The organism is Xanthomonas sp. DAR 34887, from assembly GCF_041245805.1.
GTDB classification, from domain to species: Bacteria; Pseudomonadota; Gammaproteobacteria; order Xanthomonadales; family Xanthomonadaceae; genus Xanthomonas_A; species Xanthomonas_A tesorieronis.
Map to the genome: position 1 here is coordinate 3053996 of NZ_CP162490.1, position 18682 is coordinate 3072677.

19 protein-coding genes and 1 pseudogene are annotated in these 18682 nt (G+C 69.7%); 13 read left to right on the top strand and 7 right to left on the bottom strand.

The window, feature by feature from the left end:
* Positions 1–33 precede the first annotated feature (33 nt).
* The 4 genes from AB3X08_RS12825 to AB3X08_RS12840 are packed head-to-tail and all read left to right on the top strand — an operon-like array spanning position 34 to position 2849.
* A complete protein-coding gene (locus AB3X08_RS12825; RefSeq protein WP_369933003.1) occupies positions 34–861 on the top strand; it encodes an alpha/beta hydrolase in 828 nt (275 codons plus the stop codon).
* On the top strand, positions 861–1223 hold the full coding sequence (locus tag AB3X08_RS12830) for an EamA family transporter (protein WP_369933004.1): 363 nt from the start codon (positions 861–863) through the stop codon (positions 1221–1223). Before AB3X08_RS12825 ends, AB3X08_RS12830 begins: the two co-directional genes overlap by 1 nt.
* The gene (locus tag AB3X08_RS12835) at positions 1220–1618 is read left to right on the top strand and encodes a DMT family transporter (protein ID WP_369933005.1); all 399 of its coding nucleotides are present in this window, start codon (positions 1220–1222) and stop codon (positions 1616–1618) included. The genes AB3X08_RS12830 and AB3X08_RS12835 overlap by 4 nt, the downstream gene beginning before the upstream one ends.
* A complete protein-coding gene (locus AB3X08_RS12840; protein WP_369933007.1) occupies positions 1608–2849 on the top strand; it encodes a DegT/DnrJ/EryC1/StrS family aminotransferase in 1242 nt (413 codons plus the stop codon). Before AB3X08_RS12835 ends, AB3X08_RS12840 begins: the two co-directional genes overlap by 11 nt.
* Positions 2850–2944: 95 nt before the next feature.
* Here AB3X08_RS12840 and AB3X08_RS12845 read toward each other — a convergent pair whose 3' ends face one another.
* Together AB3X08_RS12845 and AB3X08_RS12850 are read right to left on the bottom strand one after the other, a co-directional pair.
* Complete coding sequence (locus tag AB3X08_RS12845) at positions 2945–3826, bottom strand: arginase family protein (protein WP_369933008.1); 882 nt, start codon at positions 3824–3826, stop codon at positions 2945–2947.
* A gap of 1 nt (position 3827) precedes the next feature.
* On the bottom strand, positions 3828–4898 hold the full coding sequence (locus AB3X08_RS12850) for a GNAT family N-acetyltransferase (protein ID WP_369933010.1): 1071 nt from the start codon (positions 4896–4898) through the stop codon (positions 3828–3830).
* A gap of 113 nt (positions 4899–5011) precedes the next feature.
* On the opposite strand from AB3X08_RS12850, the gene AB3X08_RS12855 reads away from it, so the two are divergent.
* The gene (locus AB3X08_RS12855) at positions 5012–5287 is read left to right on the top strand and encodes an acyl carrier protein (RefSeq protein WP_369933011.1); all 276 of its coding nucleotides are present in this window, start codon (positions 5012–5014) and stop codon (positions 5285–5287) included.
* Positions 5288–5293: 6 nt separating this feature from the next.
* A complete protein-coding gene (locus tag AB3X08_RS12860) occupies positions 5294–6529 on the top strand; it encodes a beta-ketoacyl-[acyl-carrier-protein] synthase family protein (protein WP_369933012.1) in 1236 nt (411 codons plus the stop codon).
* A gap of 61 nt (positions 6530–6590) precedes the next feature.
* Here the strand turns inward: AB3X08_RS12860 and AB3X08_RS12865 are convergent, their stop codons facing one another.
* From AB3X08_RS12865 to AB3X08_RS12875, 3 genes are all read right to left on the bottom strand, one after another.
* A complete protein-coding gene (locus tag AB3X08_RS12865) occupies positions 6591–7946 on the bottom strand; it encodes an aspartate aminotransferase family protein (RefSeq protein WP_369938527.1) in 1356 nt (451 codons plus the stop codon).
* A 163-nt stretch (positions 7947–8109) separates the two neighbouring features.
* The gene (locus AB3X08_RS12870; protein ID WP_369933014.1) at positions 8110–8802 is read right to left on the bottom strand and encodes an MtnX-like HAD-IB family phosphatase; all 693 of its coding nucleotides are present in this window, start codon (positions 8800–8802) and stop codon (positions 8110–8112) included.
* A gap of 256 nt (positions 8803–9058) precedes the next feature.
* Complete coding sequence (locus tag AB3X08_RS12875) at positions 9059–10066, bottom strand: AraC family transcriptional regulator (protein WP_369933015.1); 1008 nt, start codon at positions 10064–10066, stop codon at positions 9059–9061.
* A gap of 383 nt (positions 10067–10449) precedes the next feature.
* On the opposite strand from AB3X08_RS12875, the gene AB3X08_RS12880 reads away from it, so the two are divergent.
* From AB3X08_RS12880 to AB3X08_RS12900, 5 genes and pseudogenes are all read left to right on the top strand, one after another.
* Positions 10450–11256 carry an SDR family NAD(P)-dependent oxidoreductase gene (locus tag AB3X08_RS12880; protein WP_369933016.1) on the top strand — a complete coding sequence of 269 codons (807 nt, stop codon included), beginning with the start codon at positions 10450–10452 and terminating at the stop codon, positions 11254–11256.
* A 64-nt stretch (positions 11257–11320) separates the two neighbouring features.
* Positions 11321–11785, top strand: a complete 465-nt coding sequence (locus AB3X08_RS12885; protein ID WP_369933018.1) for a nuclear transport factor 2 family protein — start codon at positions 11321–11323, stop codon at positions 11783–11785.
* Between the two features lie 40 nt (positions 11786–11825).
* The gene (locus AB3X08_RS12890) at positions 11826–12122 is read left to right on the top strand and encodes a YciI family protein (protein ID WP_369933019.1); all 297 of its coding nucleotides are present in this window, start codon (positions 11826–11828) and stop codon (positions 12120–12122) included.
* 18 nt (positions 12123–12140) lie between these two features.
* Positions 12141–12846: pseudogene (locus tag AB3X08_RS12895) on the top strand (SDR family oxidoreductase).
* Between the two features lie 178 nt (positions 12847–13024).
* On the top strand, positions 13025–14398 hold the full coding sequence (locus AB3X08_RS12900; protein WP_369933020.1) for an NAD-dependent succinate-semialdehyde dehydrogenase: 1374 nt from the start codon (positions 13025–13027) through the stop codon (positions 14396–14398).
* A gap of 668 nt (positions 14399–15066) precedes the next feature.
* Here AB3X08_RS12900 and hemN read toward each other — a convergent pair.
* Positions 15067–16473, bottom strand: a complete 1407-nt coding sequence (gene hemN / locus AB3X08_RS12905; RefSeq protein ID WP_369933023.1) for an oxygen-independent coproporphyrinogen III oxidase — start codon at positions 16471–16473, stop codon at positions 15067–15069.
* Positions 16474–16543: 70 nt separating this feature from the next.
* Positions 16544–16978, bottom strand: a complete 435-nt coding sequence (locus AB3X08_RS12910) for a group III truncated hemoglobin (RefSeq protein ID WP_369933024.1) — start codon at positions 16976–16978, stop codon at positions 16544–16546.
* A 226-nt stretch (positions 16979–17204) separates the two neighbouring features.
* Between AB3X08_RS12910 and AB3X08_RS12915 the strand changes: the two genes are divergently transcribed.
* Positions 17205–17519 carry a hypothetical protein gene (locus tag AB3X08_RS12915; protein ID WP_369933025.1) on the top strand — a complete coding sequence of 105 codons (315 nt, stop codon included), beginning with the start codon at positions 17205–17207 and terminating at the stop codon, positions 17517–17519.
* Between the two features lie 11 nt (positions 17520–17530).
* A complete protein-coding gene (locus AB3X08_RS12920; protein WP_369933026.1) occupies positions 17531–18670 on the top strand; it encodes a 4Fe-4S dicluster domain-containing protein in 1140 nt (379 codons plus the stop codon).
* Positions 18671–18682: the final 12 nt, after the last annotated feature.

Here is an 18682-nt window from a genome sequence, read left to right on the forward strand (position 1 = left end):
GCGCGGGTTCCCTCGCAGCCTACCCGTGCCGCCATGATCCAATCCGCCGAATTCCACTTCCAGGGCGGCCGCCACGGCGTGCTGCTGATCCACGGCCTGACCGGCACCCCCAGCGAGATGCGCCTGCTCGGCAAGTCCCTGCACCGCGAGGGTTTCAGCGTGCACGGCGTGCAACTGGCCGGGCACTGCGGCAACGAGGACGACCTGCTCGCCACCGGCTGGCGCGACTGGAGCGCCAGCGTCGAGCGGGCCGCGGCGCAGATGCGCCCGCAGGTGGACAAACTGTTCGTGGCCGGGCTGTCGATGGGCGCGCTGCTGGCGCTGCAGCTGGCCGAAGAGCGGCCGGAATGGGTCGACGGCGTCGGCGTGCTCGGCGCCACCTTCCGCTACGACGGCTGGAACATCCCGCGGCGCGCGCGGCTGGCGTTCCTGCTGCCGTGGTTCAAGCGCCTGGGCATCGGCCGCCGCCGCATGTTCCTGGAAGAACCGCCGTACGGCCTGCGCGACGAGCGCATCCGCGCCCAGGTGAGCGGCGCGATGCTCGGCGGCGACAGCAGCGCCGCCGGCCTGCCCGGCAATCCGTGGCACGCGCTGGCCGAGATGCACCTGCTGTCGCGGCGGGTGCGCCGCAACTTGGCCAAGGTGACCGCGCCGTGCCTGGTCGCGCATGCGGCCGAGGACGACATCGCGCATCTGCGCAACGCGCAACTGGTGGTGTCCGGCGTGTCCGGGCCGGTGGAACTGCTGCTGCTGCACGACAGCTACCACATGATCACCCTGGACCGCGAACGCCGCGTGCTCGGCGCGCGCCTGGCGCAGTTCTTCGCCGCGCAGGCCGCGGCGCCGCGCCAGGCCGCCTGATGGCGCTGCAGGCGCCCGTGGTCGGCGTGTGGCTGGCGACGGTGGCGCTGGACACGGTCGGCCAGCTGGCCTTCAAGCACGTCGCCAGCGATCCGCTGGCGCGCGGCGCGGCGCGCTGGCGGCGCATGGCGCGGCAGCCGTGGCTGTGGCTGGGCATGGCCTGCTACGCGTTCGAATTCCTGGCCTGGACCGCGTTCCTGTCGCTGGTGCCGCTGGGCCGCGGCGTGCTGCTCGGCTCGATCAACATCGTGGCGATCATGCTCGCCGGGCGCTGGCTGTTCGGCGAACGGCTGGGGCGCATGCAGGTCGCCGGAATCTGCCTGGTCAGCGCCGGCGTGGCCGTGGTCGGGCTCGGCACATGACCCGCCCGCCGCTGCACCGCTACGCGCTCGGCTTCGCCCTGCTGCTGGGCTTCGACACCCTGGCCCAGTTCGGCTTCAAGCTCGGCGGCGCGCACGCGTTCCCGCCGCAGGCCGAGTGGGCCTGGGTGCTGCGCCTGCTCGCCAGCCCCTGGCTGTACGCCGCGCTGCTGGGCTATGTCGGCGCGTTCTTCACCTGGATGAAACTGCTCGAGCACGCGCCGATCGGCCCGGCCTTCGCCGCCTCGCACCTGGAAGTGGTCAGCGTGCTGCTGCTGTCGGCCTGGTGGTTCGGCGAACCGATCGGCCTGTTGCAGGCGCTGGGCGCGGCGCTGATCGTGGCCGGCATCGTCTGCCTCGCGCTCGGCGAGCGTGCCGCGCCGGCCGATGCGCACTGAGGTTCCGCCCACCGCCGGCCTGCCGCTGCGCTGGCGCGACCTGTGGCCGGCGCGCACGCCGCAGCGGCTGGCCGCGCACCTCGGCTTTCCCGATGCGTTGCTGACCTGCTCGGGCACCGCCGCGCTGGTCATCGCGTTACGCACCCTGGCCGCCAGCAGCCGCCGCCGGCAGGTGCTGGTGGCCGCCTACACCTGCCCACTGGTCGCGCTGGCGGTGGCGCATTGCGGCCTGCAACTGGTGCTGTGCGATCTGCTGCCCGATTCGATCGAACCCGACCCCGCGCAGCTGGCGCAGCGTTGCGGCGGCGACACCCTGGCGATCATCGCCACCCAACTGGGCGGACGCCTGACCGACTTGGAACCGCTGCGGCAGGCCGCCGCGGCCTGCGGCGCGATGCTGATCGAGGATGCCGCGCAGGCGCTGGGCGGCGTGCACGCCGACGGCACCCCGGCCGGCCTGGGCGGCGACATCGGCTTCTGCAGCCTGGCGGTGGGCAAAGGCCTCACCCTGTACGAAGGCGGCCTGCTGATGTCGCCGCACGCGCCGTTGCGGCGCAGCCTGGCCGCGATGGCGACGCGCCTGGGCCAGCCCGACTGGCGCCGGGAACTGCAGCGCAGCCTGCAATTGCTCGGCTACGCCGCGCTGTACCGTCCGCACCCCTTGCGCTGGGCCTACGGCGCGCCGCTGCGCCGCGCATTGCGCCGCGGCGACCGCGTGGCCGCGGCCGGCGACCATTTCGATGCGGCGATCCCGCAGCACGCGGTCGGTGCCTGGCGCGAGGCGGTCGGCGTGCGCGCCAGCGCGCGCTGGCCGGCGTTCCTGGCTGCGGCGCGCGCGCAGGGCCAGCGCCGCAGCGCGCGCCTGGCCGCGCTCGATGGGCTGCACGTGGTCGCCGACAGCGCCGGCGCGCAGGGCAGCTGGCCGGCCCTGCTGGTGCTGCTGCCGGACGCGGCTGCGCGCGAGCGCGCACTGGCGCAGCTGTGGCCGCGCGGACTCGGCGTCGGCCTGCTGTTCGTGCACGCCCTGCCCGACTACGCCTACCTGCACGGCATCGTCGATGCCGCCCCGATGCCGCACGCACGCGACTTCGCCGCGCGCTGCGTCAGCATCAGCAACAGCCCGTGGCTGGACGACGAGGGGTTCGAGGCGATCGTCACGGTGCTGCGGCAGGTGTGTGCGGAGCCGATGAGCCGATCCAACAACGCTGCCGCCCCCTGCACTCTCCTGTAGGAGCGGCTTCAGCCGCGACAGGCACTCTCCGGCAAGGCGATGTCGCGGCTGAAGCCGCTCCTACAAGATTGTCCGTTTTGCGCAGGCCCGCCGCGCTACCGCGGCAGCCCGGCCTCCGCCAGCGCTTCCAGCAGCCGCAGGTTCACCTCGTGCTGCTGCGCCTGCCACGCGGCCAGCGATTGCAGCGACGGCGCTGGCTGCGCATCCAGCGCCGCCAGGCGCCGCTTCCACCACTGCGGATACCGCGCTTCCGATACCTCGCCGGTGATGTCGCTGCCAAGCAGTTGCCCGTGCAGGTAGGCGATGGCGGTGAGCAGGTGCGGCACCCGCAGTTCGCCCTGGTCCCAGTTGGTGCGCGCGTCCTGCGGGTCCAGCACGTCCTTGTCCAGCGACAGGTAGGTCGGCATCGGCGTGCTGCGCAGGTGTTGCAGGAAGGCGTCGATCATCTCCATGCTGGAGCCGAAGCCGCGCACCGCGCGGCCCAGGCCCAGGCGCCGCGCCCAGTCCACGTCGACGCCGCTGCACCAGTAGCGCAGCTTGCCGCGGTACAGCGGCCGCAGATGGTTTTCCCAGGCATGCGATGCGCCGACATCGCCGGATGTGATGCCGACCACCTCCACCCGCGCCACCTGCGGCAGCGCCGCGACCCGCCACACCCACGAGCCGCAATGCACCGCGAACGGGAAGCGCATGTTGTCCGGGTGATTGTCGAACACCACCACCCGCAGCGGCGCCTGTGCCCGCTGCGCCTGGCGCACGATCAGCGGCAGGCTCAGATGATGGAAATCGCCGCTGCCGAGCAGCACGGTGCCGTGCCGCGCCGGCAGCAAGCCGTCGAGCGCGGCGCCGAAACGCCGCAGCCGGCGCAGCGAACAGGCGAAGCGCAGCCCGTCGCACCACGCCTGCAGCGGCAGGCGCAACGCGCCCGGCACCGCGCCAAGGGAGTCGTCCAGGTCCAGCAGTACCGGTGCGCTCATCTCATTCCGCCAGGTCGGCATCGGTGTCGGCAACGCCGACATCGTCGGCTTCGAACAGCGGCCGCAGCCGCCGCAGCGCGATGCGCAGCAGCGGGTTGCGCAGATACACCGCATGCCAGGTGTAGGTGAAGCTGGCGCCGAGTTGCGCCTTCACTTCCGGATCGGTCCAGCCGGCGACATAGGCGCGCAGGCCATGGCGGCAGGCGTAGTCCAGGTTGTGCATCCAGCTCAGCGCGTACAGGTTGTGCTCGCGCGCATCCGGATAGTGCAGGCCGATGTACTTGTCCAGCAGCCGCCCCTCGTGCACGTAACACAGGTTCCAGCCGATCAGCCGGCCCTGGTGGCGATAGGTGAACACCAGGCCGCCGGCGTCGGCATCGGTCAGCAGCGCATCGAAGAACGCGGCGGTCAGCAGGTCGAAGTGCACCTCGCTCTGCGCATAGACCTCCAGATACAGCGCGTAGCAGTGCGCGCGCAGCGCCGGGTCGGCGAAGGCGGCGCCGGTCGGCAGGGCCTCGATCTCCAGGTCCGCACGCGAGCGCAGCTTGCGGCGGATGTTGCGGCGGCGGCCGCGCGACAGGCGTGCCAGGTACTCGTCGGTGGAGGCGAAATCGATCGGCACCCAGGCCAGCGCCTGCCCGCGCAGCAGCACGTAGCCGCTGCGCGCGCAGGCCTCCAGGAACACGTGCGCCCAGGCGTTGTCGGTGGCGTCGAGCAGCGGCGAGTGCTGCGGGATGTCCTTGACGATCAGCAGCGGGCGCTGGCGCCCCAGCTGCCTCCGCCACTGGCCGGGCAACTGCGCCGGGTCGGCCGCGCGCGGCAGCCAGGCGTATTCGCTGACGGTGCTGCCGACGAAGCTGGTGCGCGGCCGCAGCCAGTGCCGCCACAGCCGTTGCAGCGGCCAGCCGGCCACGCGCGCGCGCAGCGCCGGATCGGCGGTGGTCAGCAGGTCGAACTCGGCCTCGAACGCCGGCACGCCGTGCTCCAGGGTACGGGCCTGGAAGGCCTGCGGCGGGTGTGCGAGGAACTGCTGCTGCAGCGCCTGCGGTTCCAGTTGGCTTACGAAAGGCATCTGCAAGATTGACCGGCTAGCGTGGAGGATGGACGCCGCAGCCGTGGGCCGCGGCATGCCTTCCACCGGCGGCATCCGCCGCGCGGTGGCCATTCATTTCGCGGAGGACTGCCATGACCCCGTCTATCGAGACTCAGATCCACAGCATCGTCGCCAAGCATGGCGAGATCGACCCCGCCGGCCTGAGCCCGGACACCAAACTGCAGGACCTGGGCGTGGATTCGCTCGAGGCGATCGAAATCCTGTTCGACATCGAGGAACACTTCGACATCACCTTCCCGCAGCGCGATCCGAACCTGGACGACGGCTCGCTGGGTAAGCTGGCCGAAGCGGTGCAGCAGGCGCTGGACGCCAAGGCGGCCGCCGCGGCGCTGGCACCGGTGCACTGAGCCGGCATGCAGCGCTCGGCGCAGGGACACCGCGTCGTCGTCACCGGGATGGGCGCGGTCAGCGCGCTCGGCCTGGGTGCCGATACCTTGTGGCGCGGCATGTGCGAAGGCCGTAGCGGCATCGCCGCGCTGGCCACGCCCGATCCGCAGGCCACGCTGAAGATGCGCCTGGCCGCCAGCGTGCCCGATTTCGCACCGCAGGCGGCGCAGTTGGGCGGCATCGCGCCGGGCCAGCTGGATCGCATGACGCAGATGGCGCTGGTCGCGGCCTACGAGGCCGTGGCCCAGTCCGGCCTGGAGGTGGACGGCGCCGGCGCCGTACGCGGCGCGGTGGTGATCGGCACCGGCGTCGGCGCCGAACTGAGCCGCGACGAACAATCGCGTCGGCTGTACCGCGAGCAGGCCGAGCGCCTGCATCCGCTGACCATCGTGCGCAGCATGAACAACGCCCCGGTCAGCCAGATCAGCATCGCCTTCGGCCTGCGCGGCCCGGCCTTCGCCGTTGCCAGCGCCTGCGCCTCGGCCAACCACGCGCTGGCGCAGGCGGCGCTGCTGATCCGCCACGGCCTGGCCGACGTGGCCATCGCCGGCGGCAGCGAAGCCTGCTTCAGCCTGCCGCTGATCCGCGCCTGGGAAGCAATGCGCGTGGTCAGCGACGACACCTGCCGGCCGTTCTGCGCGCAGCGCAGCGGCCTGGTGCTGGGCGAAGGCGCCGGCATCTTCGTGCTGGAAAGCGCCGCGCATGCGGCCGCGCGCGGCGCGGCGGCGCTGGCCGAACTGGCCGGCTTCGGCATGAGTGCCGACGCCCACGACATCGTCGCGCCCAGCGCCGACGGCGCCGCCGCGGCGATGCGCCTGGCGCTGCAGGACGCGGGACTGCAGCCGCAGCAGATCGACTACATCAACGCCCACGGCACCGGCACCCTGGCCAACGACCGCTGCGAGACGCAGGCGATCCGCCAGGTGTTCGACAGCCACGCCGATGCGCTGGCGGTGACTTCGACCAAGGCGGTGCACGGACATGCGCTGGGCGCCGCCGGCGCGCTGGAGCTGGTCGCGGCGATCGGCGCGTTGCGCGAGCAGCGGGTCCCGCCGACCGCCAACTTCCTCGATCCGGATCCGGACTGCGACCTGGACTACGTGCCCAACCGGGCCCGCGCGCAACAGGTGCGCGCGGTGCTCAGCAATTCCTTCGCCTTCGGCGGACTCAACGCGGTGCTGGCGCTGCGCGCGGCCGGCTGAGACGCCGGCCGCGGCAGAAAACGGGAGGCAACGCGGCGCCAACGCGCTGTCTCCCGCCATCTCATGCCACCCGCTTGGCGCGGGTCAGCAACTGGTCCAGCAGCGACAGGCCCAGATCGATCTCGTCGTGGCTGATGTGCAGCGACGGCGCCAGGGTGATCACGTTCTTGTAGTAGCCGCCCACGTCCAGCACCAGGCCGATGCGCTTGCCGTTGTGGCGCAGCTCGCCTTCCAGGCCCATGTCCACCATCGTGTCGAGCAGCTTGCGGTTCGGGGTGAAGCCGTCCGCCTGGCAGATCTCCGCGCGCAGCGCCAGGCCCAGGCCGTCGACGTCGCCGATTTCCGGATGGCGCGTCTGCAGGTCGCGCAGGCCGTCGAGGAAGTGCGCGCCCTTGGCCATGACCATCGACTCGTAGTCGGTCTCGGCCAGCATACGCATCGTCTCCAGGCCCACCGCGGTGCCGAGCGGATTGGAGGCGAAGGTGGAATGGGTCGAACCCGGCGGGAACACGGTCGGGTTGATCAGCTCTTCGCGCGCCCAGATGCCGGCCAGCGGATTGAGGCCGTTGGTCAGCGCCTTGCCGAACACCAGCACGTCCGGGGTCACCCCGAAATGCTCGATCGCCCACAGCTTGCCGGTGCGGAAGAAGCCCATCTGGATCTCGTCCACCACCAGCAGGATGCCGTACTTGTCCAGCACCTTCTTCAAACCGGTGAAGAAGTTCGGCGGCGGGATCACGTAGCCGCCGGTGCCCTGGATCGGCTCGACGTAGAACGCGGCGTATTCGCACTGCCCGGCCTTGGGATCCCACACGCCGTTGTACTCGGTCTCGAACAGGCGCTCGAACTTGGCCACGCACTGCTCGCCGTATTCTTCCTTGGACATGCCCTTGGGGCCGCGGAAGTGGTACGGGAATTCGATGAACTGGGCGCGGTCGAAATGGCCGAAACGGCGCCGGTAGCGATACGAGGAGGTGATCGCCGAGGCGCCCAGTGTGCGGCCGTGGTAGCCACCCTCGAAGGCGAACATCAGGCTCTTGCCGCCGGTGGCGTTGCGCACCAGCTTCAGCGAATCCTCCACCGACTGCGCGCCGCCGACGTTGAAGTGCACGCGGCCCTTGCGGCCCCACTTGCGTTCGGCATCCAGCGCGATGGTCTTGGCCAGCTCGATCTTGGTCGGGTGCAGGTACTGGCTGGCCACCTGCGGCAGGCTGTCGATCTGCCGCTTCAGGGCAGCGTTCAGGCGCGGATTGGCGTAGCCGAAGTTGACCGCCGAGTACCACATCTGCAGGTCCAGGTACGGCACCTCTTCGGTGTCGTACAGGTAGCTGCCGTCGCAGTGCGCGAAGATCCGCGGCGGCTCGCTGTAGTGCACGGTATCACCGAACGAGCAGTACTCGGCTTCATCGGCCAGCATCTGCGCATCGCCGAGCGCGGCGTGGTAGGCCGGGCCGGTGCGCAGCAGCGCATCCGGATCGGGCGAGGCCGGCTGCAGACCGTCGTGCGCGGCCAGATCGAGCGTGTCGAGATCGCCGAGGAGCGGCGCAAGCGCGGTGGGGAGAACATTCCGATTCATAGGATCAGGCTCGTTGGGGAACGGGGAGTGGGAGGCGCGCACTGGCGACGGCAGGCGCGGCGAGTTCGTGCAGCAGGGCGATGGCGTCGTCGAACCCGTCGATCGCGCGATGTGCGATGCCGCTGGCGCGGCAATGGCGCAAAAGGCCGTCCTTGGCGAATACGAGATCGGCCTTGCCGGCCACGCAGAAATCGGAGCGGCCGTCGCCGATCAGCAAAGTGGCGTGCGCCGGTTCCTGCTGGGCCATGACCGCGCACTTGCAGGTGCCGCTGGCGCAGCCGGGCTGCGCGTGCGGCGAGGCCATGCGCCAGCGTCCGGCGTCGGTGCGCAGCAGGCGGTTGGCGATGATCGGCAACTGATGCAAGCCGTGCCGCGCCAGGATCCGCGCGATCGGGTAGTCCAGGCCGTCGCTGACGATGCTCAGCGGCATGCCCAAATCGCGCGCCAGATCGACGAAGCGCACGAACGCCGGATCGATGCGGACCTCGTCGAGCACGCGGTGGAGCGCATCCACGTCCCCGTCGAGCAACGCCACCTGCCCGCTCATGCACTCGCGCGCACCGATGCGCCCGGCCACCCAATCCTCTTCCAACGCGCGCCAGCCAGGCTGGCCGAGCCGCTCGAGCAAGGTATCGGTCACATCCTGCAGCGACACGGTACCGTCGAAATCGCAAAGAATTTTCCACTGGACGCGCAAGACGGCTCTCCGGCTAATTCGGGCAGAGCCTAGGCGGGCTGTCTTTCGTGCTCCTTTCCGGGCGCCGGCTCCAGCGGCGGTGCACGGGCGGAGGAGGCGGCCAGCGGGTCAGCCTGGGGCGGCGACAGGCAGCACCCGCGCAACGGTGGCCGCGTACGGGTCAGCGCTGGCCGACGCTGCCGCGATGTCCACGCTGACGGCGTGGGGCCGCTCTACCGGCCATGGGGCGGCGCGGTGCCGCAAGGACGCAGGGGGATCAACCCTCCGGCGGCTGGCTGGCTGGATCCGCAGGGGCGGTGCTCGCGCCGCCACGGCATTCCGCGCGTACCGCTTGCGGGGTCTTCCCGGTCCACGCCTGGAACGCCCGTGCAAGCGAGTTGGAATCCTCGAAGCCCAGCAGAAACGAGATTTCCGCGTTCGACATCTGCGTGTTGCGCAGATAGTGGTACGCGAGAGACTCGCGCAAGCCATCGAGTATCTGCTGGAACGAGACGCTCTCCTCCTGCAGCTTGCGCTGCAAGGTGCGCGTACTGACCGCGAGCTTGCGGCTGACCACCTGCATGGACGCCTCGCCGGCCGGCAGCGTCTCCAGCAGCGTGCTGCGCACTCTTTCCGCCATGCCCGCGCTCTTGTCCAGATCCGCCAGCCGTTGCCGGAAGGACGGCTCGAAGAACATCCACATCTTGTGGTTCTCGGTGAGGAACGGCCGCTGCATGTCCACGTTGGCGAACACCAGTGTCGCCAGCGGCGCCTCGCTCACAGGCACGCCGAAATAGGCCTGGTAGGCGCGCGCGTGATCGGCGCCGGCCTGCATCGCCGACGGCAGACTCACGCGCAGCGGCCGCACCGGGCTGCGCGTGGCCAAGCGCGCCAGCTGTACGAAGAAGACCAGTTTGAACGCAAGGAACACCGGCGGCGGCGGCACGGTGTTGTCCAGGAAATCGATGCAGACCGTGGTGTGATCGAGAGCGCGCTCGATGCGGATGATCATGGGAGCGATCAGCCGCACGTATTTGGCGATCCGATCCAGCGCCCCCCACATGTTCGAACTGCACAGCGCGGCGAACAGTTCCGGATCGAACCAGTCCGACGACATTACCTTCGCGATCTGCAGCGCGACCGGCACATCGGCGTCGATGGATGCGGCCTCGTCCTCGATCGCGACCCAGAGCCTGAAGAAACTCTCAGGATCCAGGCGCACGTTCTGGCGCGCGAAAAGATCGCCGGGAAGCCGCGCCCGGCGCAGCACCGGTGAAGCGGCCAAGCCGGCATCCTGCATCAACAGGCGCCAGCCCGGCCAGATCGCGTAGTCCAGGGTGCGGATGCCGGAGCTTTGCGGCGATGGCGAGCGTTTCGTGTTCACTGCTGAAGTCTATGAGGCGGATCGTGCCACGGCAACGGCGGAAGACGCCAAGCTGGCCCGGTTCAACTTGGCGCGTTTGGCTGTCAGGTTGGCGCGTTCCGCCAGTGTGGAGGGCCCGGCTTGCGGGCAAAGTTGCCGCCACGGCCGCACCCATACCGACCTTCATCGGCGCCGCGTCGCAGCGCAGGCGCACGACGCATTCCCCCGCATCGGTGGAGGTTCGCGTCCTGCCGCAGCACCAGCGCCCCGAAGTCCGAACCACATCAATCATTGCAAGGATCGTCATGAAGAAAACCATTCTGATCACCGGCGCCTCGTCGGGCTTTGGCCTGATGCTCGCCCGCAAGTTGCACCAAGACGGCTACACCGTGATCGGCACCAGCCGCCAGCCGGAGAAGCACGCGCACAAAGTGCCGTTCAAACTGCTGCGCCTGGACATCGACGACGACGCCTCCATCCAAGCGTTCACCCAGGAGCTGTTCGCCTCCGTCAAGCGCCTGGACGTGCTCGTCAACAACGCGGGCTATATGGTCACCGGGATCGCGGAAGAGACCCCCATCGAGGTAGGCCGCCAGCAGTTCGAAACCAACTTCTGGGGCACGGTCAAGGTCACCAATGCCCTGCTGCCCCATCTGCGCAAGCAGAAGAGCGGCCAGATCATCACCGTCAGTTCGATCGTCGGCCTGATCGGCCCGCCGAACCTGTCCTACTACTCGGCTTCCAAGCATGCGGTCGAAGGCTACTTCAAGGCCCTGCGCTTCGAGTTGAACCAATTCGACATCAAGGTCAGCGTCGTCGAGCCGGTGTGGTTCAAGACCAACCTCGGCGAGAACGCGTTCTCCTCCGCCGGCGGCGATATCGCGGACTACGACGCCTACCGCAAGCAGGTGCGCGCGGCCACACAGAAAGGCATCGACGAGGCGGAGGCGCCCGACGCCGTGGTCCACACCATCGCCAGGCTCATCGAGACCAAGGAACCGAAGTTCAACAACCCGGTGGGGAAGATGACCGGAATGATCCTGTTCCTGCAGAGCTATGCGCCCAGGATGTTCGAGGGATCCATTCTCAAGAGCGTCAGGACGGCGAGCTGAATCCGCGCACCGTTCCGCGACGCACGCTCGCAACGCCTTTCCATCGACCTACGGACACAAGCCAGTGACTACCGAACGTTCCGCCCCGCCTGCGCACCTCATCGCAAGCGTCCCTACCGGCCAACCGCACGCGGCGGCCCACGCCGGCCTGCTGGAGTGGCACCGCATCGTGGCCGACCTGGATTGGGAGCGCCTGCCCGACCTGCTGGCCGAGGACGTGGTGTTCCGCAATCCGGCAGTCTTCGAACCGTACCGAGGCAAGGCCACGATGGTGACGACCCTGCGCGCGGTATTCAGCGTGCTCGAGGACTTCATCTACCTGCGGCATTTCGGCAGCGAGACCGGCTACGTGCTGGAATTCAGCGCCCGGATCGGCGACGAGCGCCTGCTCGGCGTGGACCTGGTGGAGTTCGACGCGACCGGCAAGATCGTCGATTTCATGGTCATGATGCGCCCCGCCGAGACGGTCATGGCCCTGGCCGCCGAAGCCGGCAAGCGCTTGTCGGCTAGCCCCGATGCGGCCGCATGACGCGGTCGCGCCCAACCCTTCCCCACCGCAAGGCATCACCATGAAGTACTACCTGTGCAAGTTCATTCCGCCACGCTCCGATTTCCTGGTGACGATGTCGGCCGACGAGGCGTCGTGGATGAAACAGCATGGCGCGTTTCTCGATGACCTTCTCGCGAAGCACGTCATCATCGCCCACGGTCCGGTGATCGACGACACCGGCGGCTATGGCGTATCGCTGTACCGGATCGCCGACGACGAAGACATCGCCGCGTTCACCTCGCAAGACCCGATCGTGAAGAACGGTGTGGGCCACTACGAACACTACGTCATGCTGCATCTCGCCTCGCGCGCCTGACTTGCGAAGGATATCGCCATGCACATTCAAGGTTCCGTCGCGCTCGTCACCGGCGCCAATCGCGGGCTAGGCGCCTCATTCGTGCGCGCCTTGCAGGCCGCCGGCGCGGCCAGGATCTATGCGGCGGCGCGCGACCCCGCCAGCGTCGTCCAGGCCGGCGCGATCCCGGTACGCCTGGACGTGACCCGCCCCGAGCAGATCGATGCCCTCGCCCGCGAATTGGGCGACGTCAGCCTGCTGATCAACAACGCGGGCATCGGCGGTTCGGGGCCGATACTCGCCGCCAGCGCCATCGAGAAGCTGCATCGGCAGTTCGAGACCAATGCGGTGGGCCCGTTGCGCATGGCGCAGGCGTTCGCCCATTCTGGCCAAGCGCAATGGCAGCGCCATCATCAACGTCATCTCCGCCCTGAGCTGGGCCACGCTACCCGGCGTCAGCGGCAGCTACAGCGCTTCCAAGGCCGCGGCCTGGGCATTGAGCAATGCGATGCGGCAGGAATTGACGGCGCAGGCAACCGCAGTCCTGTCGCTGCACGTCGCATTCATGGACACCGACATGGCCAGCGGGGTACCCGGCGCCAAGGCGTCCCCCGACGCGATCGCGCGCATGGCGCTCGCCGCATTGGCGCAGGGGCAGTCGGAACTGTTGGCCGACGAGGTGACTCTCAGGGTGCACGCAGGCCTGACCTCGGTACCGCCGATGTACCTGGGAACGCCCGGCTGACGCCGCCCAGACAGCGACGCACTTGGCGCGCCGGCCGCTGACTGCCCCGCTGCCGCTCGCACCGCCACGCGCGCAACGCGCATGTGGGTCGTCGCCGCTAGGGCGATGCCCGCGGCAGCGCTTCCCTGACCAAACCACGAACGGCCGCACGCGGCAGTTCATCACCCGAGGAACCATCATGGCCTACAGAACGCTCAACCCCTTCACCGAACAAACGATCGAGGAATTCGCCGAGCACTCGGACAGCGCAGTCGAAATCGCACTGGCCCAGGCCGACGCGCTCTACCACTCGAGCTGGTCGAAAGGCGAGATGGCGCCCCGCCTCGCCGTGCTCGCACGGCTGGCGGCGCTGCTGATCGAAAACCGCGACATGCTGGCGAAGACCATGGCGCTGGAGATGGGCAAACCGGTCGCGCAGGGGCAGATGGAAGTGGATCTCTGCGCCTGGATCGCGAACCATTATGCGAGCAGCGCCGCGCAACTGCTCAAGCCCGAGCCGATCGCCAGCGATGTCGGCGAGGCCTGGGCGGAACTGCAGCCGATCGGCGTGCTGCTGGCGGTGGAGCCATGGAACTTCCCGATCTACCAGCTCACCCGGGTGGTGGCGCCGGCGATCGCGCTCGGCAATCCGGTGCTGTTCAAGCATGCCAGCATCGTGCCGCAATGCGCCGCCCTGTTCGAACGCCTGGTGTACCAGGCCGGCGCGCCGCAGGGCGTGGCCACGAACCTGTACGTGTCGTCGGCGAAGATTTCCGAACTGATCGCCGATCCGCGCATCCAGGGCGTGGCGCTGACCGGCTCGGAAGGCGCCGGCAGCAAGGTGGGCGCGCGCGCGTCGGAGATGCTCAAGAAATCGACGCTGGAACTGGGCGGCAGCGATGTGTTTGTCGTGCTCGACGACGCCGATCTGGCGAAGGCGGTGCAGGCCGGCGTGCTCTCGCGGCTGATCAATGCTGGCCAGATGTGCACCGCAGCCAAGCGTTTCATCGTCCAGCGCGGCGTCGCGGATGCGTTCACGGCGGCCTTCGTCGAGGGCATGAAGCGCGTGCCGATGGGCGACCCGATGGCGCAGGAGACCTTGCTGGGTCCGCTGTCCTCGGCCGAGGCGCTCGACGGGCTCGCACGCCAGGTCGAAGCAGCCGTTGCCAACGGCGCGGAGGTTCTCACCGGCGGCAAGCGTGCCGATCGCACCGGCTTCTTCTACGAACCCACCGTGCTGACCGGCATCACCAAGCGCAATCCGGCCTACTACCAGGAATTCTTCGGCCCGGTGGCGCAACTCTTCGTCGTCGACGACGACGATGCGGCGGTGGCGCTGGCCAACGATTCGCCGTTCGGCCTGGGCGGATCGGTCTTCTCGGCCGATGTCGCACGCGCACGCGCCCTGGCATCGCGCATCGAGACCGGCATGGTGTTCATCAATACCGCGACGACCTCGCGCCCGGAGTTGCCGTTCGGCGGCATCAAGCGCTCCGGTTACGGACGCGAGCTTGGCGACGCCGGACTCAAGGAGTTCGCGAACCGCAAACTGGTGGTCGTGAGCAAGAACTGAGCTTCGCGCCGGCCCGCCTTGCGCTGCGGTCCGCGCCGCGTCGGGCTGCATCACGCCTGGCCGGCCGCATCGGCCGCGCAGGGACGCTGCGGGCGGGGATGGTCGCCGATGAAACGCCGCACCTGCACAGGCAGGGCGGCAGTCGATGGTGCCCGAGGCCGGAATCGAACCGGCATGACCGTCAGGTCGAGGGATTTTCGTACCACTTCGGCTTTCGCCGCCGGCGCCATCGCGCCGTTCGTGGTCTGGAGCACGCCTTCACCCTAGCCTCGCGGCCGTAGGTGCCCGCCGTCTGCTCTCTACACCTTCCCGACCGAAGTGGTCGGGCTTGGCTCGGCGTTGACTCGGATGCCGCAGCATCCAGGGCGTTCGCCGACTTTGACGGGTGCCACTTCGGGCGTTTCCCCCCGAAGGCTCAAATTGTCCAAGTCCCTTGTGTCTACCAGTTTCACCACTCGGGCATGAGCGGTCCCGCACGTTCGTCGCCGGTTTGCCGCGTGTCTGCGACCGACTTGCCTAGCGTGCCTGATCGCGAGCGAATTGTGAACCGCAACGTGCGCCGCTGTTCTGGCGGGCTACGCGCGCCAGCCGAAAGAGCCCCGGTGCCGCCGCCACGACGGAACCGGGGATGCCATTCGGCAAGGTGAACCTGGTGACCCGGGCGCCGCTCAGATCGCCCGCGAATAGCGCGCCGGTTGCGCCGGCTGGCGCAGATAGCGGTCGAAGCACATCGCGATCAGGCGCAGCAGCGGGCGCCCGCGCACGGTGGCCTGGATGGTGCCGTCGCGGTAGTCGGCCAGGCCGTCGGCGCACAGCGGCGCCAGCACCTGCAACTCTTCATGGAAATAGCTGGCGAAGTCGATGCCGTGGCGCTGCGCCAGCGCGGCGACGTCGGCGCGGCCCTGGCACATCAGCTGCTGGATCAGCTCCGCGCGCAGCGCGTCGTCGGCGCTGAGTTGCAGGCCGCGCAGCACCGGGCTGTCGCCGGCGTCCACCGCCGCCTCCCAGGCCGGCAGCTCGCGCTGGTTCTGGCTGTAGCTGTCGCCGATGCGGCTGATCGCGCTGACGCCCAGGCCTAGCAGGTCGGTGTCGGCATGCGTGGTGTAACCCATGAAATTGCGGTGCAGCCCGCCCTGGCGCTGCGCGCGCGCCAGGTCTTCGTGCGGCAGCGCGAAATGGTCCATGCCGATGTACTGGTAGCCGGCCGCCGACAGTTTGCGCACCGCCAATCCGAGCAGCGCGAGCTTCTGCTCGGCGTCGGGCAGTTCCGCATCGGCGATGCGCCGTTGCGCCTTGAACAGATGCGGCATGTGCGCATAGCCGTAGACGGCCAGGCGGTCCGGCCGCGCCGCGATCACCGTGTCCAGGGTGCGCTCGAAGCCGGCCAGGGTCTGCCGCGGCAGCCCGTAGATCAGGTCCACATTGACCGAGCGCATGCCCTGCACGCGGCAGGCGCGCAGGATGTCCAGGGTCTCGGCCACGCCCTGGCGGCGATTGATCGCCTGCTGCACCAGCGGGTCGAAGTCCTGGATGCCCAGGCTGGCGCGATTGAAGCCCAGCGCCGCCAGCGCGGCGATGTCCTGCGGGGTCACCGTACGCGGGTCCAGCTCGATGGAAATGTCGCGGTCCGGCGCATCGCTGAAACGGAACAAGCTGCGCAGGCCCTGCAACAGCTCGCCGAGCAGCTCCGGCGCCAGGAAATTCGGCGTGCCGCCGCCCAGATGCAACTGCACCACCTCGCGCTCGGTTTCGAAGCAGGCGGCCATCATCGCCGCCTCGCGCAACACGCGCTGCACGTAGGCGCGGCCTTTGCCGGTGTCGCGGGTGATGACCCGGTTGCAGCCGCAGTAGAAACACGGGTTGCGGCAGAACGGCACATGCACGTACAGCGACAGCGGCCGCGCCGGATCGCTGGCCTGCACCGCCGCGAACAGCTGCGCCGGGCCGAACCCGGCCTGGAAATGCGGCGCGGTCGGATACGAGGTGTAGCGCGGGCCGGGACGGTCGTAGCGGCGCAGCAACTCGGCGTCGAAGGTCCAGGTGGCGGCGGGATCGGAGGCGGTCAGGATGTCCATGGCGAGCAGCATGCGCGGCCCGGCGCCAGGCCGCCTTGACCTGGATCAATCCGCTGCAGCGATCCGAGCATCACTCGACAGGCGGCAACGGCAGCGCCGGCTCGAACGGCCGCCAGCTCATCTGGTGGCGCCGCCAGAAGGTGTCGGCGATGCGCGTGGCGATGTCGTCGGCGAGCACGCGCATCGGCGCATTGTCCAGTTCGGCGGTGGTGGCGCGGAACAGGCCCAGCCAGCGCTGGAACAGGACATCGCTGAGTTCGCGCATGGCCATGTGCTTGGGCATCGGCGCGCCGCGGAAGCGCCGCGTGCCGCGCAGCATCGCCGACCAGAAATCGCTCAGCTGCAGCAGGTGCGCGTCCCAGTCCTCGATATGTGCGGCGAACACCGCGGCCAGGTCGGCGTCGGCGCGCACGCGGCGATAGAAGGCCTCCACCAGGGCGCGCACTTCCTCCTCGCTGCACAGGTCCGGCCCGGGCAACGGCAACGCGGCGAGATCGTCATGCATGTCGGTGCTCCTGCTCGATGGCGCCAGTATCCGCAGCCGCCGCGGGCCGGCCTTGATCAGGATCAATGTCGCCACGCGCGCCGCTGCCTAGTCTGCGTGGGCGGCATGCGCCTGCGCCGACGCCGACGGGGAGCGGCGGCGCGACCGCGTGCGGGCGGCGCCAGCCCATGCGCGGCACCACCCAGGCGCATGCCGCACCTCCCTTTCGCGATGGAACCCGCCCGTCATGACGCCCAGCGACGATCCCCTGCTCGACCCGCTCGACGCCACCGCCCCGCGCCCGCTGGTGCAGCGGCTGGGGGTGATCCTGTGGCCCAGCTTCCTGGTCGCCGGCGCGATGAGCGTGCTGTTCTTCGCCCTGGTCGATCCGCTGGCGCTGCGCGACATCACCTTTCCCGGCCGCCCGCTGAGCCGGGAACTCGGCTACACGCTGGGCTTCTTCATGTTCTGGTCGGCCACGTTGAGCGCCAGCGCGCTGACCGGGTTCCTGCTGCGGCCGGCGCCGCAGGCCGCAGCGGACGACGACGAGCCGCAGCCATGAGCAGAACACCGATGCCCCGCAGCATTCCGTTGCGCACGCTGGGCGCCCATGCCGAAAACCCCGCCGCTGCAGATGCCGCTGCCGCAGCCGCGCCGCGCGGCCGTTACGCGCGGCTGCGCCGTTGCAGCCTGTGGCTGCTGTTCGCCGCGTTCTACCTGCTGCCGTGGCTGCGCTGGGACGGCCGCCAGGCGCTGCGCTTCGACCTTCCGGCGCGGCGTCTGGACCTGTTCGGCTGGTCCTTGTGGCCGCACGATGTCGGCTGGCTGCTGCTGGCGCTGTTCGCCGCCGCCACCGCCTTGATGGTGACCACCACCCTGGCCGGACGCGTGTGGTGCGGTTTCGCCTGCCCGCAATCGGTCTGGAGCCACGCCTTCGCCTGGCTGGAACGGCGCTTCGCCGCCTGGCCGGCGGCCGCGCGGCATGTGGTCTGGGCGGCGCTGGCGCTGTGGACCGGGATCAGTTTCGTGGGCTATTTCGCGCCGATCGCCGACCTGGTCGCGCGGTTGCGGCCGTTCGCCTGGAGCGGCTGGGAAACCTTCTGGGTGCTGTTCTACGCGCTGGCCACCTGGGGCAACGCCGGTTTCCTGCGCAGCCAGGTGTGCCGCTACCTGTGCCCCTACGCGCGGCTGCAGCCGCTGCTGTGCGATCGCGACACGCCGTTGATCGGCTACGACGCGATGCGCGGCGAACCGCGCGGCGCGCGCGATTACGGCCAAGGCAGCGTCGCCCAGCGCGGGCGACGCCTGCTCGACGCCGGCACCGCGCGCGACTACGCGTTGCGCGCCAGCATCGCCCGGCGCGCCGGCCAGGGCGGCCAGCGCGGCGACGCGCTGGCCACCTATGCCGGCACCCTGCCCAAGTTCACCGCCGCGCAACTCGGCGATTGCGTGGACTGCAGCGCCTGCGTGGACGCCTGCCCCGCGCGCATCGACCTGCGCAATGGCCCGCACTACGCCTGCACCGCCTGCGGCGCCTGCGTGGAGGCCTGCGACCGCAGCATGGACCGCCACGGCTTCGCCCACGGCCTGCTGCGCTGGGCCGGCACCAACGCGATCGAGCGCCAGCCGCGGCGCAGGCTGCGGCCGCGGCTGCTGGCCGGCGCCGCGCTGCTGCTGGTGGCGCTGCTAGCGGCGTTGGTTGCCGCGGGTTGAGCGGCGCACCAT